The 24,511-nt window shown below is 61.8% G+C and carries 21 protein-coding genes, 1 tRNA gene and 7 pseudogenes; 24 read left to right on the top strand and 5 right to left on the bottom strand.

What is annotated here, in order from left to right; all coding sequences use genetic code 11:
* Both IPM20_07520 and IPM20_07525 read right to left on the bottom strand, forming a co-directional pair.
* A pseudogene (locus IPM20_07520) lies at positions 1-224 on the bottom strand (tRNA-modifying protein YgfZ).
* The gene (locus IPM20_07525) at positions 121-642 is read right to left on the bottom strand and encodes a hypothetical protein (protein ID MBK9131471.1); all 522 of its coding nucleotides are present in this window, start codon (positions 640-642) and stop codon (positions 121-123) included. The pseudogene IPM20_07520 and the gene IPM20_07525 overlap by 104 nt, the downstream one beginning before the upstream one ends.
* Positions 643-920: 278 nt before the next feature.
* On the opposite strand from IPM20_07525, the gene sdhC reads away from it, so the two are divergent.
* The 5 genes and pseudogenes from sdhC (at position 921) to IPM20_07550 (ending at position 4,318) form a co-directional block, all read left to right on the top strand.
* Entirely contained in the window at positions 921-1,238 is a 318-nt protein-coding gene (gene sdhC / locus IPM20_07530; GenBank protein MBK9131472.1) for a succinate dehydrogenase, cytochrome b556 subunit, read from the top strand.
* A pseudogene (gene sdhD / locus IPM20_07535) lies at positions 1,235-1,574 on the top strand (succinate dehydrogenase, hydrophobic membrane anchor protein). The gene sdhC and the pseudogene sdhD overlap by 4 nt, the downstream one beginning before the upstream one ends.
* Positions 1,571-3,348, top strand: a pseudogene (gene sdhA / locus IPM20_07540) (succinate dehydrogenase flavoprotein subunit). Before sdhD ends, sdhA begins: the two co-directional pseudogenes overlap by 4 nt.
* An 11-nt stretch (positions 3,349-3,359) precedes the next feature.
* Positions 3,360-4,056 (top strand): annotated as a pseudogene (locus IPM20_07545) (succinate dehydrogenase iron-sulfur subunit).
* A gap of 60 nt (positions 4,057-4,116) precedes the next feature.
* Positions 4,117-4,318 (top strand): annotated as a pseudogene (locus IPM20_07550) (succinate dehydrogenase assembly factor 2).
* On the opposite strand, the pseudogene nadB reads toward IPM20_07550, so the two are convergent.
* A pseudogene (gene nadB, locus IPM20_07555) lies at positions 4,284-6,363 on the bottom strand (L-aspartate oxidase). The pseudogenes IPM20_07550 and nadB overlap by 35 nt on opposite strands.
* 207 nt (positions 6,364-6,570) lie before the next feature.
* On the opposite strand from nadB, the pseudogene rpoE reads away from it, so the two are divergent.
* The 17 genes and pseudogenes from rpoE to IPM20_07640 all read left to right on the top strand — a co-directional run bounded on the left by rpoE (position 6,571) and on the right by IPM20_07640 (position 19,961).
* Positions 6,571-7,145 (top strand): annotated as a pseudogene (gene rpoE / locus IPM20_07560) (RNA polymerase sigma factor RpoE).
* A gap of 119 nt (positions 7,146-7,264) precedes the next feature.
* Positions 7,265-7,567 (top strand): hypothetical protein, encoded by a 303-nt coding sequence (locus IPM20_07565; GenBank protein MBK9131473.1) that lies wholly within the window; start codon positions 7,265-7,267, stop codon positions 7,565-7,567.
* A 569-nt stretch (positions 7,568-8,136) separates the two neighbouring features.
* On the top strand, positions 8,137-8,316 hold the full coding sequence (locus IPM20_07570; GenBank protein MBK9131474.1) for a SoxR reducing system RseC family protein: 180 nt from the start codon (positions 8,137-8,139) through the stop codon (positions 8,314-8,316).
* Between the two features lie 4 nt (positions 8,317-8,320).
* A complete protein-coding gene (locus tag IPM20_07575) occupies positions 8,321-8,587 on the top strand; it encodes a SoxR reducing system RseC family protein (protein MBK9131475.1) in 267 nt (88 codons plus the stop codon).
* A 75-nt stretch (positions 8,588-8,662) separates the two neighbouring features.
* Positions 8,663-10,081, top strand: a complete 1,419-nt coding sequence (locus tag IPM20_07580) for a DegQ family serine endoprotease (GenBank protein MBK9131476.1) — start codon at positions 8,663-8,665, stop codon at positions 10,079-10,081.
* Positions 10,082-10,174: 93 nt separating this feature from the next.
* Complete coding sequence (gene lepA, locus IPM20_07585; GenBank protein MBK9131477.1) at positions 10,175-11,971, top strand: elongation factor 4; 1,797 nt, start codon at positions 10,175-10,177, stop codon at positions 11,969-11,971.
* Positions 11,968-12,798 carry a signal peptidase I gene (gene lepB, locus IPM20_07590; GenBank protein ID MBK9131478.1) on the top strand — a complete coding sequence of 277 codons (831 nt, stop codon included), beginning with the start codon at positions 11,968-11,970 and terminating at the stop codon, positions 12,796-12,798. Before lepA ends, lepB begins: the two co-directional genes overlap by 4 nt.
* A gap of 56 nt (positions 12,799-12,854) precedes the next feature.
* Positions 12,855-13,229, top strand: coding sequence for a DUF4845 domain-containing protein (locus IPM20_07595; GenBank protein MBK9131479.1), 375 nt, complete (start codon positions 12,855-12,857; stop codon positions 13,227-13,229).
* Complete coding sequence (rnc, locus tag IPM20_07600; GenBank protein ID MBK9131480.1) at positions 13,226-13,906, top strand: ribonuclease III; 681 nt, start codon at positions 13,226-13,228, stop codon at positions 13,904-13,906. Before IPM20_07595 ends, rnc begins: the two co-directional genes overlap by 4 nt.
* An 83-nt stretch (positions 13,907-13,989) precedes the next feature.
* Positions 13,990-14,874, top strand: coding sequence for a GTPase Era (gene era, locus IPM20_07605; GenBank protein MBK9131481.1), 885 nt, complete (start codon positions 13,990-13,992; stop codon positions 14,872-14,874).
* Positions 14,864-15,715, top strand: a complete 852-nt coding sequence (gene recO / locus IPM20_07610) for a DNA repair protein RecO (protein MBK9131482.1) — start codon at positions 14,864-14,866, stop codon at positions 15,713-15,715. Before era ends, recO begins: the two co-directional genes overlap by 11 nt.
* Entirely contained in the window at positions 15,712-16,455 is a 744-nt protein-coding gene (gene pdxJ / locus IPM20_07615) for a pyridoxine 5'-phosphate synthase (protein MBK9131483.1), read from the top strand. Before recO ends, pdxJ begins: the two co-directional genes overlap by 4 nt.
* The gene (locus IPM20_07620; protein MBK9131484.1) at positions 16,452-16,841 is read left to right on the top strand and encodes a holo-ACP synthase; all 390 of its coding nucleotides are present in this window, start codon (positions 16,452-16,454) and stop codon (positions 16,839-16,841) included. Before pdxJ ends, IPM20_07620 begins: the two co-directional genes overlap by 4 nt.
* 60 nt (positions 16,842-16,901) lie before the next feature.
* A tRNA-Met gene (locus IPM20_07625) sits at positions 16,902-16,978 on the top strand.
* 293 nt (positions 16,979-17,271) lie between these two features.
* Entirely contained in the window at positions 17,272-17,784 is a 513-nt protein-coding gene (locus IPM20_07630; protein ID MBK9131485.1) for a peptidylprolyl isomerase, read from the top strand.
* 729 nt (positions 17,785-18,513) lie between these two features.
* On the top strand, positions 18,514-18,759 hold the full coding sequence (locus tag IPM20_07635) for a hypothetical protein (protein MBK9131486.1): 246 nt from the start codon (positions 18,514-18,516) through the stop codon (positions 18,757-18,759).
* Positions 18,760-19,076: 317 nt separating this feature from the next.
* On the top strand, positions 19,077-19,961 hold the full coding sequence (locus IPM20_07640; protein ID MBK9131487.1) for a sulfotransferase: 885 nt from the start codon (positions 19,077-19,079) through the stop codon (positions 19,959-19,961).
* A 79-nt stretch (positions 19,962-20,040) separates the two neighbouring features.
* Here the strand turns inward: IPM20_07640 and IPM20_07645 are convergent, their stop codons facing one another.
* A complete protein-coding gene (locus IPM20_07645; GenBank protein MBK9131488.1) occupies positions 20,041-20,967 on the bottom strand; it encodes a hypothetical protein in 927 nt (308 codons plus the stop codon).
* A gap of 37 nt (positions 20,968-21,004) precedes the next feature.
* Positions 21,005-22,024: a hypothetical protein gene (locus IPM20_07650; GenBank protein MBK9131489.1), complete on the bottom strand. Its 1,020-nt coding sequence runs from the start codon at positions 22,022-22,024 to the stop codon at positions 21,005-21,007.
* Between the two features lie 395 nt (positions 22,025-22,419).
* Here IPM20_07650 and IPM20_07655 point away from each other — a divergent pair, with 395 nt between their 5' ends.
* A complete protein-coding gene (locus IPM20_07655; protein ID MBK9131490.1) occupies positions 22,420-22,710 on the top strand; it encodes a hypothetical protein in 291 nt (96 codons plus the stop codon).
* A 134-nt stretch (positions 22,711-22,844) separates the two neighbouring features.
* On the top strand, positions 22,845-24,167 hold the full coding sequence (locus IPM20_07660) for an HlyC/CorC family transporter (GenBank protein ID MBK9131491.1): 1,323 nt from the start codon (positions 22,845-22,847) through the stop codon (positions 24,165-24,167).
* Positions 24,168-24,511 lie beyond the last annotated feature (344 nt).

The raw sequence follows: 24,511 nt of genomic DNA on the forward strand, positions 1-24,511 counted from the left end.
CCTGGCCGGTGTAACAGCCCTTCCTGAAATTGATCCCGCCGAGCAGTTCCAGGTTGACGGTCTGCGGGATGAATCTCTTCGACCGTGGCGGGGAGATGTCCGGGGATGCCGGCGAGGATGTCAAGGCGGTCCCAGGCCGCGGCGCCGACCGGCGCGGCCCGGGCGGCCAGCGCCGTCCAGGCGTTCCATGTCGGCGGGCGGGCCGTAGGGCGAAGCGCGAGCATGCGCGCCCGGCACCCGCATCACGGTCAGGCGCCGCCGCGGCCCAGCGCGCCCGCGTCGGGCGGGGCCGGTTCCGATGCAGGTCCCCGAGAATCTCCCTCGGCGCGGGGGCCGGTGAGGCCGACGCCGATCAGCGACGCGTCCCAGGTCTTCCAGCGTCACCTTGGATATCATCACGTATTTCTTCAGGCGCGCCAGCGTGTCGCCGAGCAGGGTGCGCGGGAGCAGCAGGTAATAGGAGTCGTCGCGGCGGAACACGCGCAGCAGGGCGAGCAGGCGGCCCTTCGGGCTGCAACAGCCGTTGAGCTGGCTGCAGCCCTCGACGACGAGGTCGATGTCGTTGGTGAGCTGTCCCTGGAGGAATTTGCGGGCGTCCGCGCCATGGACGCCGATCAGGCCGCGCTGGGACAGGTCCGCGATGACGTCCCCGCTGTCGGAGCCTGCAGCTCGCGCCGGGGATTGCCGAAGTGCTCGACGCGGTCATCCTCGAGCGCGGCGCCCGCCTCGAGGAGGAACGTGTTCCAGCGCGGATTCAAGCGTGGATCAAGGATTTAGGATCGGAACTGGGATCATAGCGGAATTCATCCGCAGGGGTGTAAGGCTGGACGTGAAAGCGGCCGAGCTACCCAGACGGCGTGACAGCCCCAATACCAGAAACGGCCGGTCTTTCTTTCGCTGACCCGCACCACCTACCGGTGATGGCCGTGCTGTCCTCGGGCCGCCTCAGCGGCGTATTGCTGGTGCTGTCGATACCCGTGCTGGCCTATCTCTTCGACCGCTCGCTGGCGGACGCCGAGGGCTATGCCGAGGTGTTCGCGCTGCTGCAGGGCGACGGCGCGCGCGTCGTCCTGATCCTGCTGGCGTGGGTGTTCGCGCATCATCTGCTGGCCGGGATCCGCTTCCTGCTCATCGACCTCGACGTCGGCGTCGAGCTGCGCGGCGCCCGTGCGAGCGCGTGGGCCGTGCTCGCCGGCGGCGTGCTGGCCATGTTCTGCGCGGCCCTGTATCTGCTATGAACCGCCGCGCCCTGGGATTGCGCGCCTGGCTCTGGCGGCGGCTGAGCGCGGTCTATCTATTGTGGTCTACCTGCTGTTCGCCTGTGAGCCTCGCGCGCTGCGCTGCCGGCTCTATGCCGCATGGCGCGCCTGGATGGCGGATCCGCTGGTCGGGCTGGCGACCGCGCTGTTCTTCGGCGCCCTGCTGCTGCACGCCTGGTCGGCATGCGCGACGTGATCATCGATTACGCGGGTGCGCTGTCGCCGCGCCTGGTCCTGCTCGCCCTGACGGGGCTCGGCCTCGCCGGCACCGGCCTGTGGGTGCTGCAGACCTTGTATACCCTCCATCGCGGATGAGCGCTTACGCCGGCAATCAGGTGGAACGCCGCCGCTTCGACACCCTCGTCATCGGCGCCGGCGGCGGCGGGCTGCGCGCGGCGCTCCAGCTCGCGCAGGCGGAGGCCTCGGTGGCGGTGGTGTCCAAGGTGTTTCCGACGCGCTCGCACACGGTCGCCGCGCAGGGCGGCATGAACGCGGCGCTCGCGAACGTGCTGCCCGACAACTGGCACTGGCATATGTACGACACCGTCAAGGGCAGCGACTGGCTGGGCGACCAGGACGCCATTGAATACGTGTGCCGGCCGCGGCGCCTGGTGATCGAACTCGAGATCGCTGGCGTGCCGTTCTCGCGCCTCGACAACGGCAAGATCTATCAGCGCCCCTTCGGCGGCCAGAGCCAGAATTTCGGCGGCGAGCGGGCGCGCGCACCTGCGCCGCGGCGGACCGCACCGGCCACGCCATCCTGCACGCGCTGTACCAGCAGAACATCCGCGCCAAGACCCACTTCTTCGACGAATACTTCGCCATCGACCTGCTCAAGGACCATGACGGCTACATCCTCGGCGCGCTCGTGCTGTGCATCGAGACCGGCGAGCCGCTGGTGATCGAGGCGAAGACGACGCTGCTCGCGACCGGCGGCGCGGGCCAGCTCTACCGCACCAACACCAACGCGCGCGCATCAGCACCGGCGACGGCATGGCGATGGCGTTGCGCGCCGGCATCCCGCTGCAGGACATGGAGTTCATCCAGTTCCACCCGACCGGCATCGCCGGCAAGGGCATGCTGATCACCGAGGCCGCGCGCGGCGAGGGGGGCTATCTCGTCAACGGCCAGGGCGAGCGCTTCATGGAGCGCTACGCGCCGACCGCGAAGGACCTCGCCAGCCGCGACGTGGTGAGCCGCGCGATCGCGACCGAGGTGCGCGAGGGCGCGGCTGCGGCCCGGACGGCGACCATGTCCTGCTGAAGCTCGACCACCTCGGCCGAGGTGATCCGCAAGCGCCTGCCCGGCATCCATGCGATGGTGCACCACCTTCCTGCGCATCGACCCGGTGACCGAGCCCGTGCCGGTCTTTCCGACCTGCCACTACACGACCGGGCGGGATCCCGACCAACCGCTTCGGCCAGGTCGTGGCGCCGGAACGCCAGGGACCGGAGGAGCCGGTGCCCGGCCTGTACGCCGTCGGCGAATGCGCCTGCGTCTCGGTGCATGGCGCCAACCGCCTGGGCGGCAACTCGCTGCTCGATATCGTGGTCTTCGGCCGCGCGGCGGGCAACCACATCATCGAGTACCTGAAGGAGGCGCTACCACCGCGTGCTCGAACGCGAGACCATCGAGCAGCCGCTCGCCCGCCTGGCGCGCTGGGACGAAGGCGCGGCGGCGGGACGGTGAGCGGCCTGCGCGCGGAGCTGCAGCGCACGATGGAGCATTACTGCGGCGTGTTCCGCACCGAGGACGTGCTGCGGGAAGGGGTGATGAAGGTGAGCGAACTGGAACGGAGATTGCAGCATGTGAGCCTGAACGACCGCAGCCGGGTGTTCAACACCGCGCGCATCGAGGCGCTGGAGCTGGAGAACCTGATGGACGTGGCGCTGGCGGCGGTGACCTCGGCGCTGGCGCGGCGGGAGAGCCGTGGCGCGCATTCGCGCATCGACTACCCGCTGCGCGACGACGAGCACTGGTTCTGAAGCATTCGCTGTATTTCAAGGACGGCGGCGCGCTGGATTACAAGCCGGTGCGCATGAAGCCGCGCACCGTGGAGCCTGTTTCCCCAAGCCCAGGGGTGTATTGATCATGGAACGCATGCGATTTTCCGTGTACCGCTACAATCCGGAGAGCGACGCCGGTCCCGTCATGCGCGCCTACGAGGTCGACGGCCTCACGCCCGACATGATGCTGCTCGACGCCCTGGCGTGCATCAAGGCGCAGGACGAGACGCTGAGTTACCGCCGCTCCTGCGGCGAAGGCGTGTGCGGCTCCGACGGCATGAACATCAACGGCCGCAACGGCCTCGCCTGCATCACCCCGCTGAAGGACCTGAAACAGCCGATCGAGATCCGCCCGCTGCCCGGCCTGCCGGTCATCCGCGACCTGGTCGTCGACATGGAGCAGTTTTACCGCCAGTATCGCGCCGTCAAGCCGTACCTGATCAACCACGACCCGGCCCCGGAGGTCGAGTTCCGCCAGAGCCCGGAGCGCGCGCGAACGGCTCGACGGCCTGTACGAGTGCGTGCTGTGCGCCTGCTGTTCCACCGCCTGCCCGTCGTTCTGGTGGAACCCGGACAAGTTCCTCGGCCCCGCGGCGCTGCTGCAGGCGCGCCGTTTCCTGCCGACAGCCGTGACCAGGCCACCGAGGAGCGGCCTGACGAGCTGGAGGACGCCTACAAGCTGTTCCGCTGCCACACCATCATGAACTGCGTGCAGGTCTGCCCCAAAGGGGCTCAACCCCACCCGCGCCATCGGGGAGATCAAGCAGATGATGCTGAAGCAGTTCATCTGATGGACGCCCGTGGACGCGGCGCGCGAGCGCGCGCGGCTGCACTGGCAGTGCCGCCGCGGCATGCGGGAACTCGACCTGCTGCTGCAGGCGTACCTCGATCACGCCTACGATGGCGCAGCGGACGCCGAGCGGGCGGCGTTCCGGCGCCTGCTCGACTACCCGGACCAGTTGCTGCTGGAATATCTTCCTCGGGGGCTTGCCGCCGAGCGATCGGGAGGTCTGCGATGTCATCGCCAGCATACGCCGCGCCGCTGCGGCTTGACCTGCGCCGTTCGCGCCGGCTCGCGCTCTATCTGGCCGCCGCGCATGCCGGGGCGCTGGCGTTCATACCGTTTCTGCCGCTCGGGAACGTGACGGGCGCGCTGCTGGCCATCCTGGTCCTCCTGTGTCTTGCGCGGAGCTGTTCGGCCCGCGTGCTGATGCGCGGGGACGGCGACGTCGTGGCGCTGGTATGGGAGCGCGATGGTGAATGGCGCCTGGTCGAGCGGGGAGGGCGGACGCGCGTGTGCCGCCTGCGTCCGGATTCCTATGTGCATCCGTGGCTGACCGTACTCAATTTCGCCGGGGAGCGCCGTTGCTCGGTCGTCCTGCTGCCGGACAGTCTCGATCGCGACACCTATCGCCGCCTGCGCGTCCGGCTCGGTCTGCGCCGCGCCGAGCCCGCCGGGTCGGCCTATCCCGCCTGATGCGCCGGCGCCGCCGCGGTGCTTCGGCGTGAGTATGGTGTTGCACGGCGCCTGCGCCTGGTCGGACGCCGGATAATCCAGGGTGAAATGCAGTCCGCGGCTTTCCTTGCGCTGCAGCGCGGAGCGGATGATCAGTTCCGCGATGAGCACCAGGTTGCGCAGCTCGAGCAGGTCGCGCGTGACGCGGAAATTGCCGTAGTATTCGTCGATCTCGTGCTTGAGCAGCTCGGTGCGGTGCTGGGCGCGCTGCAGGCGCTTGTCGGTGCGCACGATGCCGACGTAGTCCCACATGAAGCGGCGCAGCTCGTCCCAGTTGTGCGCCACCACCACCTCTTCGTCCGAGTCCGTGACCTGGCTTTCATCCCAGGCCGGCAGCGCGCGCGGCGGTGCGAACTCCGGCAGGCGCCGCGCGATGTCCTCGGCGGCGGCTTCGGCGAACACCAGGCATTCCAGCAGTGAATTGCTGGCCATGCGGTTGGCGCCGTGCAGGCCGGTGAAGGTCATCTCGCCGACCGCGTACAGGCCGTCGATGTCGGTACGTCCGCGCAGATCCGTCATGACGCCGCCGCACAGGTAGTGCGCCGCCGGCACCACGGGTATCGGCTCGCGCGTTATATCGATGCCGAGTTCCAGGCAGCGCTCGTGGATGGTGGGGAAGTGTTCGCGGATGAACTCCGCCGGCTTGTGGCTGATGTCGAGAAAGACGCATTCCACGCCGAGGCGTTTCATCTCGTGGTCGATGGCGCGCGCCACGATGTCGCGCGGGGCGAGTTCGCCGCGCGGGTCGAAGCGGTCCATGAAGCGGCTGCCGTCGGGCAGCAGCAGGCGGCCGCCCTCGCCGCGCACGGCCTCGGAGATCAGGAAGGACTTGGCCTGGGGATGGTACAGGCAGGTGGGGTGGAACTGGATGAATTCCATGTTCGCCACCCGGCAGCCCGCGCGCCAGGCCATGGCGATGCCGTCGCCGCTGGCGATATCCGGATTGGTGGTGTAGAGGTAGACCTTTCCCGCGCCACCGGTGGCGAGAACGGTGCAGCGCGCGGATACGACGCCGACCCCGGGCGTCTTGCGGTCGAGCACATAGGGCGCCGACGCAGCGGGCCTCGCCGGATTCGTCCACCTTCTCCCGGATCAGGTCGATGGCCAGGTGATATTCGAAGATGGTGATATTGGGGTGTTCGCGCGCCTTCCGTTCCAGCGTGGTTTCAACCACGCGGCCGGTGGCGTCCGCGGCGTGCACCACGCGGCGGTGGCTGTGCCCGCCCTCGCGCGTGAGGTGGTAGTCCGTGCCGGTATCGGATCCGCTGGCGCGCGTGAAGGCGACGCCCTGGTCGATCAGCCACTGGATACACCTGCGGGCGTGTTTGACGGTATACTCGACCACCGTGGGATCGCACAGGCCGGCCCCGGTGCTGAAGGTGTCCTCGATATGGGATTGCAGCGAGTCTTCCTTGTCGAGCACCACCGAGATGCCCCCCTGGGCGTACAGGGTCGCGCCTTCGCTCAGGGCCGCCTTGGAGATCAGGGCGATGCGCGCGAAGGGGGCCAGTCGCAGGGCCAGGCTGAGGCCAGCCGCCCCGCTGCCTATGATCAGTACGTCGAAATGCCGGGGCGGAGCCATGGCGGGGTATTAAGCCTTGATTTTATTATGGTATTACAGATGACCCAGCAGGGTAATCTGATACAATCCCGTCCCACTCGCGCCGGGGACACTAGCTATATATCATAAAAGACTGAAATAGAAACCGTAATCACCTGAACTAAACGATAACAACACTGTCAACACCATTTGAGCAAGGCGCGAAGCCTTTGCGGGAGGCCAGCCCGGATGGGCGATAATAATGTTGACCAGGCACTGGTCGAACGTGTTCAAAATGGTGACAAGAAAGCGTTTGATATCCTTGTACAGAAATATCAATATAGGCTCACTAAATTGATATCGCGCTATGTCTATGATCAGAGTGAAGTTATGGATGTAGCGCAGGAGGCGTTTATCAAGGCGTACCGCGCCCTTCCGAGCTTTCGCGGCGAGAGTGCTTTATACCTGGCTGTACCGCATCGGAGTCAACACGGCAAAGAACTATCTGGTATCCCAGGGCCGGCGGCCGCCCAGTGTGGACATCGATGCCGAGGAGGCGGGGTATCTTGAGGGCGAATCCGATCTCAAGGAGTACGCGACCCCCGGAGCACCTCCTGGTCAGGGACGAAATCCAGAATACGGTGCACAGTGCCATCGAAAAATTACCGGAGGATCTGCGCATGGCGATCACCCTGCGCGAGCTCGACGGCCTGAGCTACGAGGAGATCGCGGAGCGGATGGACTGTCCGGTGGGTACCGTGCGCTCGCGCATCTTCCGCGCGCGCGAGGTCATCAATACCAAGCTGAAGCCCCTGCTGGATTGAATCTGTTCAAAATAAACATAAACGACAGGTGTTGCCCATGATGGAAAGAAACGCGGACAAGGTCTCCCTGCTGGTTGACGGTGAGCTCGACGAATGCGACATGGCATGCGTCACGGGCGATGAAAACCGATGAGCTGGCGGGTGCACGCTGGCGAAACTACCATCTGATCCGCGACGCCTTGCAGGGCAACCTGCCGCCCATCTCCCGCAGGACCTGGCCGGACGCGTCGCACTGGCCTCGAACACGAGCCCATCCATTTCAATCCGCGCCACCATCTCCTCCGCTACCGCCCCCTTCAGAACATCGCACAGGCCCGGGCCACCATGGGATTCGCCCTGGCCGCCTCCCTGTCCGCGATCGCGGTATTCGGGGTGGGTGTCATGGAGCTGAACAACGGTCGCAGCAATCCGGACGGCGATGAACATGGCCTCCATCACGCGCGGTTGCGGTCGCAGCAGGATCCGACGATGGCCGTGACCGTGACCCGACACCGGCTTCCGCGCCGCGGGCGTACAACTGGTGGCGGCGCGCCGCCGGCCCGTGCGGAGCAGCGTCACGGTCGCCGTGCTTGCCGCCAAACCCGTGGCACCGGCCGCGCGCGCCGTTCCACCGTGGCGGTGAGGCAGGGTATCCTCCGGCGGCGACCGATCTGTACGACTATCTGGTGAATTCCCATCGCTACGCCCCGGCGCGGCGGATACCCAGGCGATGCTGTCCTATGTCCAGCTGGTCGGTTACGGGTCCGGATCGGTAACGTCCGCCGCGGGTTTTCCGTCATATCCCCGCTCGCACATTGCGCGCCCTGTTCCGGAACTGCCTCCCGGCATATTTCCGACATTTCCCGGTGAAGCCTGGAACGGCTTCCGCATCGATGGAACCGCGGGCTCTTCTCGCCAGTCATACGACACTATCGGCACGCTCGGACATGATGACGGAAACGGCAAAGGTCATTGGAACAGAGGGAAATATGCCTGGGTGGAAACGCAGCGCATGACTACCTGCGGCAGTTGTTCCGTGCAGAAGGGTTGCGGAACCAGCGTCCTCGCCAAGGTGCTGGGTAACCGCGTCAACCGCATCCGCGTGATCAATACGATCGGCGCCAAGACCGGCGAATGGGTCGTGCTGGGCCTCGAGGATGGCGCGCTGGCGCGCAGCTCGTTTGCCGTATAGTGCCATGCCGCTGATCTTTCTGCTGCTGGGAGGTATCGGCGGCGGTCTGCTGGCGGACGGCCTCTCGTGGCAATCGAAGGATGCGGCCACGGCCGTGTGCGGTGCGCTGGGCTTCCTGCTGGGCCTGGTCTGGGTGCGTCGGTATGGCCATGCCGTGGCACTGGATCCCCGTCATCAGCCCAGTCTGGTCGGTTTCGCCGATACGGCCGGGGCCGATGAACACAAGATCGTGGTAGAGGACATCGTGCGCGATTACCGGCGCAAGATGTGAATCGGATGGATGATGCAACGAACAGGAGTGCTCATGAAGCGTAATGCGGATCAAGGGAAAGTGTGGCGGCTGTCGATGAGCATGGCCATGCTGGCGCTGTTGACGTTTGCCACGGGCGCGGGCGCGGCGGTGAAGGACCTGCCCGATTTCACCGAACTGGTGGAGCAGAGCAGTCCGGCGGTGGTCAATATCAGCACCACCACCAAGATCAAGCAGGAGCAGTTCCGCAATCCGCACGGGGAGGCGATGCCCGACCAGCAGCCCTTTGATGATTTCCTGCGGCGCTTCTTCGGCGACCGTGGCGGCGACGGCGGCGGTACCGAGGAATTCGATGAGAAGTCCCTGGGTTCGGGCTTCATCATTTCGAAGGATGGCTACGTCCTCACCAACAATCACGTGATCCGGGACGCGGACGAGATCGTCGTGCGGCTCAGTGACCGGCGCGAGTTCGTCGCCGAGGTGGTGGGCAGCGACAAGAACAGCGACGTCGCCCTGCTCAAGATCGATGCCGACAACCTGCCGGTGGTAAAGATCGGCAGTTCGGCAGACCTCAAGGTGGGCGGCTGGGTGCTGGCGATCGGTTCGCCCTTCGGTTTCGAGCATTCGGTTACCGCCGGCATCGTCAGCGCGAAGGGCAGGAGCCTGCCCAACGAGAACTATGTCCCGTTCATCCAGACCGATGTCGCGATCAACCCCGGTAATTCGGGCGGCCCGTTGTTCAATATGGACGGCGAGGTCGTTGGAATCAACTCCCAGATCTTCAGTCGTACCGGGGGATTCATGGGCCTGTCATTCGCGATTCCGATCGATATCGCGATGAGCGTGGTGGATCAGCTGCGCAACTCGGGACATGTGACGCGCGGGTGGCTGGGGATTCTCATCCAGGACGTGGACCGCACCCTGGCGGAGTCCTTCGGCATGACCAAGCCGATCGGCGCGCTGGTCGCGCGGGTTCTGCCCGACAGCCCGGCGCAGAAGGCGGGCATCGAAGTGGGTGACGTCATCGTCGAGTTCGACGGCAAGGAGGTCGAGAGTTCCGGGGCGCTTCCGCCCATGGTCGGCGTGTCCAAGATCGGGGAGAAGTTGCCGCTCAAGGTCATTCGCAAGGGCAAGCCCCTGACCCTCAAGGTCACCATCAGTGAACTGCCGGAGGAAGACGAGCTCGATCTGGCCGCGGCGAGCGGAGACGGCGACAGCACCCGGATCAAGCGTCTGGCCATCACGGTGGCGGATCTGACCCCGGAACAGAAACAGGAACTGGACGGCAAGGGCGGGATCGTGGTCGATTCGATCGAGAGCGGCCCGGCCTCCAAGGCGGGAATCCGCAGGGGCGATGTCATCCTGCAGTTCAACAACGCCGATGTGGGGACGGTGGAGCAGTTCAAGAAACTGGTGGCCGATCTGCCGGCCGGGAAGGCGGTACCGATCCTGGTGCAGCGTCGGGGCAGCCCCATTTTCCTCGCCCTGAAACTGGATGAGGACGCCAAACAGTAACTGTCTGATCATTTCCGGCTCTGTTATGATAGCCAGGGGAGCGCGTTGGGCGCTCCCCTTTAATTTTTATGGACCGGGAAGAATTCGCCATACATGCGGCACATTCGTAATTTTTCGATCATCGCCCATATCGATCACGGGAAATCGACGCTCGCTGACCGCATCATCCAGCGTTGCGGTGGCCTGAGCGAGCGCGAGATGGAGGATCAGATCCTGGATTCCATGGATCTGGAGCGCGAACGCGGCATCACCATCAAGGCGCAAAGCGTCTCGCTCGACTACACGGCGCGGGACGGGACGACGTATCTGCTCAATTTCATCGATACCCCGGGCCATGTCGACTTCGCCTACGAGGTGTCGCGCTCGCTGGCCGCCTGCGAGGGGGCCCTGCTGGTGGTGGATGTCTCCCAGGGGGTCGAGGCGCAGACGGTGGCCAACTGCTACACCGCCATCGAGCAGGGGCTCGAGGTGGTACCGGTGCTGAACAAGATGGATCTCCCGACCGCGGAACCCGAGCGGGTGATCCGCGAGATCGAGGACATCATCGGGATTGAGGCGCGCGAGGCGGTGCGCATCAGCGCCAAGACCGGCCTGGGTATCGATGACCTGCTGGAGGAACTGATCCGGCGCATCCCGCCGCCGCGCGGCGATGAAAAGGCGCCGCTGCGGGCATTGATCATCGATTCCTGGTTCGACAACTATCTCGGCGTGGTGTCGCTGGTTCGGGTCATGGAGGGACGGCTCGATGTCGGCAAGAAGATTACCGTGATGTCGACCGGACGCGGCTACCCGTGTAGCAAGGTGGGAACATTCACCCCCAAGCCGAAGGAGGCGAAAAGCCTCAGCGCGGGTGAGGTGGGTTTCGTGATCGCCGGCATCAAGGAGGTCGACGGAGCGCCGGTAGGCGATACCTTCACGATGGCGGACAACCCGGCCGCCGAACCACTGCCCGGTTTCAAGGCGATCAAGCCGCTGGTGTTCGCCGGCCTGTTCCCGATCAATGCCGAGGATTACGAGGGCCTGCGCGATGCGCTCGGCAAGCTGCGCCTGAACGACGCCTCCCTGTTCTACGAGCCGGAGAACTCGCAGGCCCTGGGTTTCGGCTTCCGCTGCGGATTTCTCGGCATGTTACACATGGAGATCGTGCAGGAGCGCCTGGAGCGCGAGTACGACCTCAATCTGATCACCACCGCGCCGACCGTGGTCTACCAGGTGATGACCACCAAGGGTGAGGTGATCGAGGTGGACAATCCGTCCAAACTGCCCGAGGTGGGCTACATCGCTGAAATCCGCGAACCCATCATCCGGGCGGATATTCTCGTGCCGCAGAATTATCTCGGGTCCGTCATCAATCTGTGCGTCGAGAAGCGCGGCACCCAGAAGAAGATGGAATACCACGGCAACCAGGTCATCCTGACCTATGAGATGCCGATGAGCGAAGTGGTGCTGGATTTCTACGACCGCCTCAAGTCGGTCAGCCGCGGCTACGCCTCGTTCGACTACAGCTTCGACCGCTATCAGGCCGCTGATCTGGTCCGGCTCGACCTGCTGATCAACGGCGACCGGGTGGACGCCCTCTCCGTCATCGTCCACCGCGAGCGCGCCAACTCGCGCGGTCGCGAGCTGACGGAAAAGATGCGCGAACTGATACCGCGCCAGATGTTCGATGTCGCCATCCAGGCCTCGATCGGGGCCCGCATCGTGGCGCGTGAGACGGTGAAGGCGCTGCGCAAGAATGTGACCGCGAAGTGCTACGGCGGCGACATCACCCGCAAGCGGAAGCTGCTGGAGAAACAGAAAGCGGGTAAAAAGCGCATGAAGCAGATCGGAACGGTGGAGATTCCCCAGGACGCATTTCTGGCGATATTACATACAGGGAAAAAAGAATGAATTTCGACTTTCAAGCCGTAATGGTGGTGGCCCTGCTTGTGACAGGATTGATCTGGGCGTTCGACGCCTATGTGCTGCTGCCGCGGCGCGAGCGCGCCGCCGCCGCGCTGACGCAGGGCGGGGGGCAGGAAGCGGGCGAGGAGCAGATCAGGCGCATTCGCAAGGAACCCTTGCTGGTCGAATACGCGCGCTCCTTCTTCCCGATCATCCTGGTTGTGCTGGTGCTGCGTTCGTTCCTGGTCGAGCCCTTCCGGATTCCCTCGGGTTCCATGATGCCGACGCTGCTGGCGGGGGACTTCATTCTGGTCAACAAGTATTCCTATGGCATCCGCCTGCCTCTGGTCGGCACCAAGGTGGTGGATATCGGCGCGCCGCAGCGGGGCGATGTCGTGGTCTTCCGTTTCCCCAAGGACCCGGCCACCGACTACATCAAGCGCATCGTCGGGCTTCCGGGTGACCGCATCCGCTATCAGGACAAGATGGTCTACGTCAACGGGGAGAAGGCGACGCAGGAATATGTCGGCATCTACGCCGGCGTCGGCGCCGGTCTGGGGATGAGCGGCGCCAGCCTGCGCACGGAACAGCTGGGCGAGGTCAAGCACGAGATCCTGATTCAGAACAGCCGCCACATCGCCGAAGGCGAGTTCATCGTGCCGGAAGCCCATTATTTCGTCATGGGTGACAATCGGGACAACAGCAACGACAGCCGGTTCTGGGGCACGGTGCCGGAAGAGAATCTGGTCGGTAAAGCGTTTATGATATGGATGAACTGGGATTCCGCCAAAGGTGGCATCACCTGGAACCGTATCGGAAACCTGCTCAACTGAACGCGGTTTTCACCGCTTGGGGCGCTAATGGGGCAATCTCTCAGGGAGGTCCGGATATGAGACGGTGCGGGAATAAACAGGAAGGACTGACGTTTCTCAGCCTGTTGATAGTGCTGGCGGTGATCGGCTTTTTCGCCTATATCGGGATCAAGCTCACCCCCGTGTATCTGGAGCATTTCAGCGTCACCTCGTCGCTGCAGTCGCTGGCGGAGGAGGAATCGCAGGGGCTGGCGGTCGGCGAGTTGCGTTCCCGGCTGCTGAAACGGCTGGAAATCAACAATGTGAGTCACGTGACGGAGAACGATATCAGTGTCAGGAGCGACGCCGGCTCGAAGACGGTCACCATCCAGTATGAGGTGCAGGAACCGTTCTATGGCAATGTCAGCCTGTTGCTGTCCTTCGAAGACAGCGTGACACTCGCTGGCAATTGAATCCCTCCCACGTCAAGCTGTGCCAGCGGCTCGGATATCCGTGTGCCCGCGAGGATCTGCTGCTGATGGCATTGACCCATCGAAGTTATGGCAGCCCCAATAATGAGCGCCTGGAGTTTCTGGGAGACGCTGCCCTGAGCCTGATCATCGCCGAGATCTTGTACGCGCGTTTTCCCCGCCAGGATGAAGGGGCGCTGAGCCGTCTGCGCGCCAACCTCGTCAACGGCGAGGTGCTCGCGCGCCGGGCGCGTAACCTCGATCTGGGGGAGGAGTTGCTGCTTGGGCCGGGGGAGTTGAAGAGCGGGGGTTACCGCCGCGACTCCATTCTCGCCGGCGCGCTCGAGGCGCTGATCGGGGCAGCCTACCTGGAGTCCGGGCTCGATGCCGCCCGCCGGCTGGTGCAGACGGTGCTGGGCGAGGAGATCGAATCGGTGTCTCCGGACCAGGCGGCCAAGGATCCGAAGACGCGCCTGCAGGAATATCTGCAGGCGCGCCGGATGCCGTTGCCGGAATACAGGGTGCTGAGCGTGGAGGGGCAGGACCATGCCCAGCTGTTCCGCGTGGAATGCCGGGTGACCGGCCTGGACGAGGCGCTGACGGGGGAGGGGAACAGCCGCCGCAAGGCCGAACAGGATGCCGCCGGGAAAGCCCTGCAACTGTTACAGGAGGCGTCCTGAGATGCCGGTTGCGTTGAGCAGCCCGATGATGTCGCGCCATCCCGCTGTCAGCGGGCGTGGCCGCGGCTGAGCGGAGGCAAGAGATGCATCGCTGCGGTTATGTGGCCATCGTGGGGCGGCCGAACGTCGGCAAGTCCACGCTGTTGAACCGGATCCTGGGCCAGAAAATCACTATCACGTCGCGCAAGCCGCAGACCACCCGGCATCGGATCCTGGGCATCAAGACAACTCCCACCGTCCAGGCCGTCTATATCGACACGCCCGGATTGCACCGCGGTGTGCGCCATGCGATCAACCGCGTGATGAACCGCACGGCCACGGCCGCGGTCGCCGACGTCGACGTCGTGTTGTTCGTGGTCGAGTGCCTGAAGTGGGAGGAGGAGGACGAGCACGTGCTCGGGCTGCTGGCGTCGGCGGATGTCCCCGTCATCCTGGTGCTCAACAAGGTCGACCGGCTCAAGGACAAGGAACAGCTGCTGCCGTATATCGCCCGGATGAAGGAAAAGCGGGACTTCGCCGCGATCGTTCCCGTTTGCGCGACACGGGGCACCCAGACGGAGGTGCTGGAGGAGGAGGTCCGGCGGCTGTTGCCGGAGTCGCCGCCGTTCTTCCCGGAGGAGCAGGTGACTGACCGCAGCGAGCGTTTCCTTGCCGCCGAGCTGGTGCGGGAAAAGCTGACGCGCCTGCTCGGCGACGAGCTTCCCTATGCGGTCACGGTCGAGATCGAGGAATTCAAGGAAGGTCCGGAACTGACGACGATAGGCGCGGTGATCTGGGTCGAGCGTGATGCGCAGAAGGCGATCGTCATCGGCAGACAGGGCCATATGCTGAAACAGATCGGTACGCAGGCCCGCCAGGAGATGGAGCGCCTGTTCGGCGTCAAGGTGTACCTCCAGCTGTGGGTCAAGGTGAAGGAGAAGTGGTCAGACGACGAGCGCGCCCTGCGCAGCCTGGGATATGGCGACTGAGGCGGTCGTGTCACCGGCCCTGGCGGGTGCCGCCTATGGCAAGGCCGTGCTGGAGCCGGCGTATGTGCTTCACCACCGACCCTATCGTGACAGCAGCCTTCTGCTGGAAATACTCGCCGCCGGATACGGCCGTCTCGCGCTCATCGCCCGTGGGGCGCGGCGCCCGAAGTCGCGTCTGCATGGGCTGCTGCAGCCGTTCCAGTCCCTGTATGCAAGCTGGTCCATGCGCGGGGAGCTGGGTATCCTGACCGCGGTGGAAAGCCGTGCCGGCGAGGGTCCGCGTGGGCGCGCGCTCATCAGCGGGTTCTACATGAACGAATTGCTGATGCGACTGCTGCATCGCCATGACCCGCATCCTACGCTCTTCGCCGTCTATGAATCGGCATTGCAGGGGTTGGCCGCGCCCGGGCTCCACGTGTCCGCGGAACAGGCGATCCTGCGCATGTTCGAGCTGACGCTGCTGCGCGAGCTGGGTTACGGCCTCGTGCTCGATCGCGAGATCCTGGGGGGCGAGCCGATCCGGCCCGAGGGCGTGTATGATTATTATCCCGAGCGCGGACCGGTTCGTGCGGACGCCGCGGGTTCCAGGGTGGCGGAGGCGGGCGCAGAGGAGTATGTCGCGCGCGCACGGCCGGTGCGACTGCATGGCGGCAGCCTGCTGGCCTTGGCGCGGGGGGAGCTGTGTGATCCCGTGCAGCTGTCCGAGGTGAAGCGCCTGATGAGGACGGTCCTGGATGGAAGGCTCGGTGGGAAGCCGTTGGCCAGCCGGAAGCTGTTCCGGCGGGGCGGGCGGATGGAAGCAAATGTGGAACCGATGATGAAAGATGAGGGCCGCCTATGACGGTGCGGGATCAAGACATCCTGCTGGGCGTGAATATCGATCATGTCGCGACGCTGCGGCAGTCGCGCGGCACGCGTTATCCCGACCCGGTCCAGGCGGCCATCGAGGCGGAACAGGCGGGTGCCGACAGCGTAACACTGCATCTGCGTGAGGACCGGCGTCATATTCAGGAGCGCGACGTGGAAATGCTGCGGGACATCCTGCAGACACGCATGAATCTGGAGATGGCGGTAACCGCGGAAATGCTGGCCTATGCCGAACGCATCCGCCCGCACAATTGCTGTCTCGTGCCGGAGCGGCGCGCGGAACTGACCACCGAGGGCGGTCTCGACGTCGCGGGGCAAGAGGCGAAGATCAAGGACGCCTGTGAGCGCCTGGCCGCCGCAGGCTGCGTTGTTTCCCTGTTCGTCGATGCCGAACTGGCCCAGATCGAGGCGGCGGCACGCGCGGGTGCGCCCGCTATCGAGATTCACACCGGTCACTATGCCGATGCCGCCGATCCGCGCGCCGTGGAGGAGGAACTGGAACGGATACGACGGGCAGTCGAGGCCGGTCTGGCGGCAGGACTCCAGGTCAATGCCGGGCATGGGCTGCATTATCACAACGTCGCGCCGATCGCGGCCATACCTGGTATACGCGAACTGAATATCGGGCATGCCATCGTGGCGCGCGCGTTATTTACCGGCCTGGGCGAGGCGGTACGTGAAATGAAACGGCTGATGGTCGAGGCGCGCCGGTGATCCACGGCATTGGAACGGATATCGTCTCCGTCGCGCGCATGCAGGCCAACCTTGATCGCTACGGCGACCGCTTCGCGCGTCGGATCCTTGGTGAGCATGAGTATGAGCAGTACCAGGGGATTATTCATCCCGCCCGCTTTCTGGCCAAGCGTTTCGCCGTCAAGGAGGCGGTGGCCAAGGCGCTTGGTACGGGTTTGAGCGCCGGGGTCCAGTTGCGCCAGATCTGTGTGGAGCACGACGACCGCGGGAAACCCCGCCTCGCCTACAGCGGGCAGGCCGCAACCCTGTGCCGCGAGGCGCAGATCTGCCACAGCCATGTCTCGATCTCCGACGAGGCCCAGTATGCGGTAGCCTTCGTCGTCCTGGAGAGCCAGCAGGCGCCCTGAGGGGCGGCAGCTTGATTAGAGGGCTTGGGTTCTGTACCATAGGCACCCTTAAAGTTCAGGTGCGGGGTGGAGCAGCCTGGTAGCTCGTCGGGCTCATAACCCGAAGGTCGTTGGTTCAAATCCAGCCCCCGCTACCAATATAAACAGAGAGTTAGGCCAGCCATTGCGCTGGCCTTTTTCGTTTATGGCTGACGTGGAGTCGCTATGTAGCCTGTAGAGGGAAGTCAAGGCAGGCTCTAGTGTGTTCGTTGTGCAGACAGTTTCCGTACAGATCACCAGGTTCGAGTGCTTAGGTTCGTATAGATCTCCTGTGCGTTGATATCAAAATCGAGCTGCTTTATGGTGGTGGCATCATAGTAGTCAATATATCGAGTTGGCCCGGCCCGGTGCAGTAGCGCGGCATTAGCGATTAGCTCTGTGAGGAGGACCTATGCAAATCTCCCAGGATTGTGCTGTCGCAATTGATTTCACGATGACTGACATCGATGGCACTGAATATAGCTCAACCAAAAGCCATTATCCTTACAGATATCTACATGGTCATAGACAGCTGCTGCCGGGTCTGGAAAAGGTGTTGGAAGGTAAAAAGGCGGGAGATTCATTCAGTGTGACAGTGAGCCCCGAAGAGGCCTATGGTGTATGGGATGAAAACCGTCGCACAGTATTATCCCGAGAAGACTTTAGCGATGATGAGCTTGTCATCGGTCATCGCGTAGACATCATGACCGAAGGCGGAAGGCGTATGGTTACTGTAATCGGGTTCGATCAAGATAAGGTTATTCTGGATACCAATCATGAATTGGTAGGTAAGACCCTGAAGTTTGATGTGAAGATACTCAGTGTACGCAAAGCTACCATCCATGAGCTCGGTTGTGGTACTGCGCATGAAACCGAACAGGAAGCATTGGAAAGCATCAGGGATGCTTCGGGTATACGGATATAAAAATAACATGCAATATCATTAAGACGTTCCAGCGGATACCCGAAAGAAATGGTGAGGCTGAAGGACAGGGCTTAAGACGACGGCGCCGTGTCTTCTAAATCCTTTCGCCAAGCGGTACGCGGACAGCGATTCAACGGTCCGATGATACGCAGTAACCTTCTATCCACTTGAATCGAATTCTCGGGTGGGTCAATTATCTTTCTCCCTTAATACAGATGCCATTCAGGCCCCAACTCTCGGAGCCTTCTTGTCAGGCTAGTCAGCCAATATCCATAATATTTCCAGGCAGGACTGATCAGGTCGCGATAACGATGCAGCTACTTACGTTTACCCCGTGGTGAGTATTTGGGCATCAAAATATGAGGACCGGAGTATGGTCACGTCATTTGAAAGAGAACTCGTACTTTGAGTTACAGTTGCCCGTTCGGACACTGAGACAATAAATACTTGGTAAGTCAGGAGTGGATTGGCGTGGTGACAGAATTAGGCTGTCGATACCGGATGGAAATGTCATTTCCATATCTGAACAGCAGTTCAAACTGCTGTAGCAAGATCTGGGTATTTATGTGAGGCCTTAGACCACGTGATGATAGGTGATATGCAGATAGCCCAAACATCCAGGTGCCGTTAATTTGACGCTTGTCGCTATTTAGCGACTCTTGATCGTGAAACATTTTTATTATTAGCATGTCGAATAAGAGGGATTAGTGTTTACACAGGGGGGTGTCCATGACGATGTCTATCGCCATCAGCAGTGAAGAAATTGCAGCGGGGATTGATCGCAAGCGGGCAAATGATATTGCCGAAAGAGTTGCGCGATGGGTTCAAATCAGGGCCAATACTGCCTGGACCCCTTCGAACTTACTTACCCGGGAGTTTTTCGCGCAATGCGCATATAACTATGCCTATGAAGTCGCTTTCGTGAAAGCCATTGCGAAGCAGAAAGCGATGCTAATGGGATTTAGACACTTCTAGGTCAGACCTCTGGGGCGATAGACGATTGACCGTGACACCCAGCAAGACGTTGTGTCGTCTGAGTTGGAATTTAAAATGTTCTCAAATCTGGATGCATCATCCGATGAAGGGTTTTCATTGGTGAGGCCGTCCAGTGTCCAGCCAGAGTCGTTAAGAATAAATTACTGTTTGGGGTAGGGCGAGGAGCCCGGTGGAGATTTAGCTTGATCGATCTCTTGGGCTGGTTAAAATATGGAACCTCGCAGCGATTTCTGTCGTCAAACAAATACGTTACCGGGTAAAAGTAATATAAATTATAAATAGTTCATATCAGTTGTGTGGTCGGGATATTGAAAAACCAATCACAAAATACCCAACTGTTTTTCTGTTTTGGTCCCGCCAAGTCGGGGACGACGCTGTTGCAGCGCGCCTTGAATCTGCACCCTCAGGTTTCCTGCCCCTCCGAGTATGATTGCCGTTCCCTTTACGAAGGACTCAAATGGGTCTTCGGTGAATTCAACAAGGTACTGCAGCTGTACGACCGACGCACTGGCGGGCAGGGAGCGGCCCTGGTAGGGGGTGAAAGCGTCAATGCCGTTTTTCGCTCGTCACTTGAGACCATGATGCGCGAGGCCGCCAGGGGCAAGCCCATCATCGGGGCCAACGACAACAATATCATCGCCAACCTCGAGTTCTTCAACAATCTGTTCGACCAGCCCCGGTTTATCGCGATCTTCCGTAACCCCATCGATCAAGGTCTGTCGGCCTGGCATCACAACCTGCGCCTGGCGCAGGAGGAGAATGATCCGCGTCACAGCGAATTGCTTACCCAGTGCGGTGATCTGTCAGGCTGGCTGCGACAGTCGGCGCATCTTTTTATTCAGAATGTCGATCGCTGGCGCACTTTTTCGGAAGGGCGCGATAATGTGCACATGGTTCGCTATGAAGATCTGGTGACCCACCGCATAGAGACCCTGCGCGGAATTTTTTCTTTTCTGGGTGCTGACACCGGCGACGTAATACTCGACAGGATCGCATCGGAAACGGACATTGGACGTATGCGATCCACCTCGAAAAATCCCGGGTTCTTCCGGTCGGGGTCGATCGAGATGGGAGGTGGGGAAATCACGCGGCAATTGCGCGCGGAACTCTCGGAGATGATAGCCGACTCCATGGAAAAGATCGGCTACCGTGTTGATCTGGGACTGCCGTTGAGAGCATGACGGCCGGCTCCGCTGAACTTCCAGACGGAACCGACCGCTTCTCCCGAGCTACGTCCGTGTAGCCCCCTTCGGTGTTATATCAGGGACCTGATGGCGCCGCGCCCAGATCCCAGAGGGCGGTATCCCAGTCCCATGAACCATTGTCGGTGAACGAGGCGGCTGAGCCCAGCGCCATGTAGCTCGAGGTGCCCGCTGCGGCATTGGTGCCGGGGGCCGTCACGGCCACCGAGCCCCAGTTGGTGTACTTCTGATATCCGAACTGACGTGCGCTGGCCGCGGCATTGCCCGGCATATCCGCGCCGATCCACACCACGCTCAATCCGTCGGTCGAGGCATAGGCCAGAGCCGGCATGATCGTACCGCCCAGGGTTCCACTGGTGGTCGGCATGAACGCCGCGCCATCGATCGAGGCATAGGTGAATTTGCCGACCGCTGCAACGCCAAGGTTCTGGTCAATGCGTTGGCGCGCATTACCGTTCACGCCATCCTGCTGGAAAGTCTGGCTCGCGACCTGCTGGTTCATATACAGATCGGCGCCGCCACCACCGCTGGTGGGGATGGTGAGATCTCCGCCAGGCTTAAAGGCGGCTTCGAAAAGCTTCATCCTGAAGTCCATGCCGCCATCCACGATACCCTGGCTGACCGCGACGTTATTGGTGTTGACGCCGCTGGCGAAGGTTTCGGTTTCCTGCCAGAATCCCAGGCCCGCGGCCGGGGTTCCGTTGGCATCCTCTTCCACCGTGATCGTGCGGATGAAAGAGACTCCGCTGCCGGGATCAGTCACCTGCTGCATGAACATACCCGGGCTGGTGGCGTCGAGCGTCACACAAGTCCAGGTGGTTGAGCACTCGGTCGAGGTGTCGGTGACGACACCGTTGGTGACAGAGTATTGATCGAAGGCGAGCGGGCCGTCATGTAAAATTGCGGCACCGGCCAGGGCAGCGCTCGAGACAAAAAGTCCCCCCATCGTCGCCGTTGCCGCCTTGAGAAGATACTTGTAATTCATGTTTTTCTCCTATCGCAATGCGATGTTCGGTGTGCCGTTAGGGCAGGATGTAGTCGTTGGCGTAGGTGCCCGGAGCGGGCGGCGCAAGCAACCCGCTGCTGATGGAGTTGGTGAAATACTCCTGCGGCTGTGTGCCGAACAGCGCCGTGTTCCATCCGAACTGTGTTCCACTGATCTCCGCGCTCGCGCCACCGGAGATGTCGACCACAAAATTGCCATTACCATCCGCATTGCTTGCCGTGATTGAGGTGCCTCCGGCATTGGTTTTCTGCGCCTGACCCGTCGTAGTGACCACGGTGTAGCGCTGCAGACCCAGGGTACGATCGAACTGGCTGCCGATACCCGAGGCGGCCTGCGTCAGCCAAACTGCCGTGACGGCGTTGCCAGCCGCATAGGCAAGGGTCTGTTCCTGTGACCCGCCCGGATCGAGAGTCAGGGTGCCGCCCGCGGAAAGCAGGCCCGCGCGCCGGACCGTGATGGTGCCTTCATTGCCCGTGCCGCCACCGGCGGTTCCGCCGGTCGAATAGTGATTCAATTCCAGATAGGTGGTAGCACCTTCATGGAAGTGCCAGTCCATGCTGCGCGTGGTCGCGCCCAATCCCTGTTCCTGATCGGCGATGAAAGCAGCGATGCCGATCAGGGTACCTGAGCCGATTTCGGCCATGGTCGACATCGCATCGTTACCGATCTGGGTGCCGGCCTTGATGATGCTGCGGTTGACATAGTCGCCGGAACCGTCCTGCGCACCGATCATGCCTTCGCTCCTGAAGCCCAGTGCCTGAACGGCCGCCAGGTCACTTGCACTGGCGCCTTCATCGGTCACGATGGTGCGAAAGTAGGCGACAGTGGTGTCGGCATCGTCGGTGACCCGCTGCTGCAGGATTCCGTTGCCGGTGGCGTCCAGGCTGGTGCAGGTGTATCCGGCCGGACAGGTCGCCGTGATTGTTCCGCCTGAAACCGTCCATGCGTCATATCCCCCGATGGGAGCCGCCATGGCTGCACCGCCCACGAACAAGGTGGCCGCGGATGCCATGGTTATTGCTGTAATTTTCTTCATTGAGATGCTCTCCTGTATGTGTACGCACACATGTTTCTCAGCTAGATGTAGCGGCATCTCGTGCGAAATTATTAGTTCGATGGTCCAAATAATTGTTGTGAAAACAGTAGGTTTTTGCACACATCCCGGAGATGTTTCAGTAGGAAGAAAGGCTGATGCGTAATGTTTCGATATATGTGATGGCCATCACGCTTTCTTCAAGATCTCCTATGGGCGGGATGCTCCTGAATTCAAATAGTTAATTGGTTGTGCTGGTCTGATATCGGGCGTTGTATCCTCAAGCTGCCGGTCGATGGGAATATCTTCAATGGGTTTCATAGGGTTTATGGACATGGATGTCCGGCATTACTCATAATGAGATTCACATAGGTAATATCCTGAGGCGCGGTATACATATGGAATACTTCTTTCCAGTTCTACTGGCAGTGTTGCTGATCCTGTTCCTGGCGACCAATTTCGATCTGGTATCCACGGTCGTGGGCTACCTGCTGATGGTTGGGATGATCACGGCTGCAGTCGGCGCGATCGCTTACGGCTTGTATGAAGCTCTGGGATCCCGGAGCGCGATCTTTCTCGTGCTTGTCGCTTTGGGGATATGGGCTGTCACCAGGGCGCGTGATTCTGTGAGCGGATTTATCAGGGGATTCGCCGCGGGATATCGCACCGGGCCAGGCGAAAAGGCCTGACAACACAATGTGACCATGCAGTTCCAGCGCCTGGTCTTTTGACGTGCGCCGTAACATGGCATTAAGCGGCATCACTGCGGTTTGTCCTGTCCGGCCCCGCGCCACATTCACAGAGCCTATGGTCTGATCGGTTCATGACGTTTCCCTGGGAACTGATCGTCATCCTGCTGCTGATTCTGCTCAATGGCTTTTTCGCCATGTCCGAGCTCGCAGTGATCTCCTCGCGACGTGCCCGCCTGAAGGCCCTGGCAGAGGCCGGCAGCAAAACCGCGCGCAGTGCACTGAAGCTCTCCGAGTCTCCCGGGCCGTTTCTGTCTACGGTCCAGATCGGCATTACCATGATCGGGATTTTTGCCGGCGCCTACGGAGAAAAGACCCTGACGGCTTCACTTTCGGGGTGGCTGGCGCAATTTCCCGGGTTCGTCTCAGTCAGCGATATCCTTGCTCTGGCAATCGTCGTCGCGGGGATTACCTATTTTTCCCTGATTCTGGGTGAACTGGTGCCGAAGCGGATCGCCCTGGCGAATGCGGAGCGCATCGCATCTCTGGTAGCTCCACCCATGAAGCTGCTTGCCACCATCTTTACGCCAATGGTGGTTGTGCTGGATGCGTCCACCCGTTTCGTGCTCCGTCTGCTGGGCCGCCATGCCGTGGCGGCGAACAAGATTACCGATGAAGAAATCAGATCCCTGATTTCCGAAGCGGCCGACACAGGTGTAGTCGAACGTGCCGAGGGGAACATGATTCGCGGCGTGATGCGTCTTGCCGACCGCCCCATCCAGGCCCTGATGACGCCACGAGTCGAGATTGTATGGATCGATATCGGATCGACGGAGCAGGATATCCGTCAGCTGCTGCGAGACAGTACGTACAACCGTTTCCCGGTCAGTCGGGGTGAACTCGACGATGTCGTGGGAGTCGTCCAGATGCGGGATCTGCTGGAGCGGAGGCTAGCCGGGGAGGCGCTCGACGTGCGGGATGTGCTGCGGCAACCGCTGTTCGTTCATGAGAACATCAGCGCCCTGAATGCCCTGGAGCAACTGCGTGGGAACGAAGTGCGGATGGCAGTCGTAGTGGATGAATATGGTGAGATCCAGGGATTGGTAACTCCGACAGATATTTTGACGGCGATCGCGGGTGAACTCGCCGATAGTGCGGACGAGGGCGAGCCGCTGGTCGTCCGCCGGGACGACGGTTCATGGCTGCTCGATGGCGGTTTGCCTGTCGACGAGGCGCGCGATCTGCTTGGGCTGCATTCGCTAACTCAAGACGCATCGTTCCATACCCTGGCCGGACTGATGTTGCACCAATTCGGGCATGTTCCCTCCGCAGGCGAACATTTCGTTATGGACAACTACCGGTTTGAGGTCGTCGATATGGACGGGCACCGTGTAGACAAGATTTTGGTTTCGCCCGCTGGCGCCCCTCTGGAAACGGATATCGCCACCTCGGGTTAGGCCTCAAACCCGCCTATTATTCGTCTGATTTCCCCGGAACATCGCTTGACTGAATCGGATGGTCAGAAGACAAGCATGACCAGCTGATGGCGCATGGCGCAGGGTTCTTATCTATAGAATCGCATCGCGTGAGCAACTCCGAATCCACTGGGAACAACATGCGATCTGGCGTTCGACCGATCTGTCTTAAATTTGGACAGTGGCCGGTCAGGTAGTTGGCGATCGCGGATTTGAATAAAAAATAAGACAGGCTTGCCCCGGCGCATGGCCACCGGATGGCGGGCAGGTCGCCGCGTTTTTCCGGTCCTTGCAATTCCTCTCGTGGCGCTGTTAGTATTGAGAAT

It is taken from the genome of Gammaproteobacteria bacterium (genome assembly GCA_016716465.1).
Classification (GTDB): Bacteria; Pseudomonadota; Gammaproteobacteria; order SZUA-140; family SZUA-140; genus JADJWH01.

What these genes read in the sequence shown, in the direction of transcription:
- IPM20_07635 (MBK9131486.1), top strand. Translation starts at nt 18,514, where the DNA reads ATGACGATGTCTATCGCCATCAGCAGTGAAGAAATTGCAGCGGGGATT.
- recO (MBK9131482.1), top strand. Translation starts at nt 14,864, where the DNA reads ATGGCGACTGAGGCGGTCGTGTCACCGGCCCTGGCGGGTGCCGCCTAT.
- era (MBK9131481.1), top strand. Translation starts at nt 13,990, where the DNA reads ATGCATCGCTGCGGTTATGTGGCCATCGTGGGGCGGCCGAACGTCGGC.
- pdxJ (MBK9131483.1), top strand. Translation starts at nt 15,712, where the DNA reads ATGACGGTGCGGGATCAAGACATCCTGCTGGGCGTGAATATCGATCAT.
- lepB (MBK9131478.1), top strand. Translation starts at nt 11,968, where the DNA reads ATGAATTTCGACTTTCAAGCCGTAATGGTGGTGGCCCTGCTTGTGACA.
- IPM20_07655 (MBK9131490.1), top strand. Translation starts at nt 22,420, where the DNA reads ATGGAATACTTCTTTCCAGTTCTACTGGCAGTGTTGCTGATCCTGTTC.
- IPM20_07630 (MBK9131485.1), top strand. Translation starts at nt 17,272, where the DNA reads ATGCAAATCTCCCAGGATTGTGCTGTCGCAATTGATTTCACGATGACT.
- IPM20_07660 (MBK9131491.1), top strand. Translation starts at nt 22,845, where the DNA reads ATGACGTTTCCCTGGGAACTGATCGTCATCCTGCTGCTGATTCTGCTC.
- IPM20_07595 (MBK9131479.1), top strand. Translation starts at nt 12,855, where the DNA reads ATGAGACGGTGCGGGAATAAACAGGAAGGACTGACGTTTCTCAGCCTG.
- IPM20_07650 (MBK9131489.1), bottom strand. Translation starts at nt 22,024, where the DNA reads ATGAAGAAAATTACAGCAATAACCATGGCATCCGCGGCCACCTTGTTC.
- IPM20_07570 (MBK9131474.1), top strand. Translation starts at nt 8,137, where the DNA reads ATGACTACCTGCGGCAGTTGTTCCGTGCAGAAGGGTTGCGGAACCAGC.
- IPM20_07580 (MBK9131476.1), top strand. Translation starts at nt 8,663, where the DNA reads ATGAGCATGGCCATGCTGGCGCTGTTGACGTTTGCCACGGGCGCGGGC.
- IPM20_07565 (MBK9131473.1), top strand. Translation starts at nt 7,265, where the DNA reads ATGAAAACCGATGAGCTGGCGGGTGCACGCTGGCGAAACTACCATCTG.
- IPM20_07645 (MBK9131488.1), bottom strand. Translation starts at nt 20,967, where the DNA reads ATGAATTACAAGTATCTTCTCAAGGCGGCAACGGCGACGATGGGGGGA.
- sdhC (MBK9131472.1), top strand. Translation starts at nt 921, where the DNA reads ATGGCCGTGCTGTCCTCGGGCCGCCTCAGCGGCGTATTGCTGGTGCTG.
- IPM20_07575 (MBK9131475.1), top strand. Translation starts at nt 8,321, where the DNA reads ATGCCGCTGATCTTTCTGCTGCTGGGAGGTATCGGCGGCGGTCTGCTG.
- lepA (MBK9131477.1), top strand. Translation starts at nt 10,175, where the DNA reads ATGCGGCACATTCGTAATTTTTCGATCATCGCCCATATCGATCACGGG.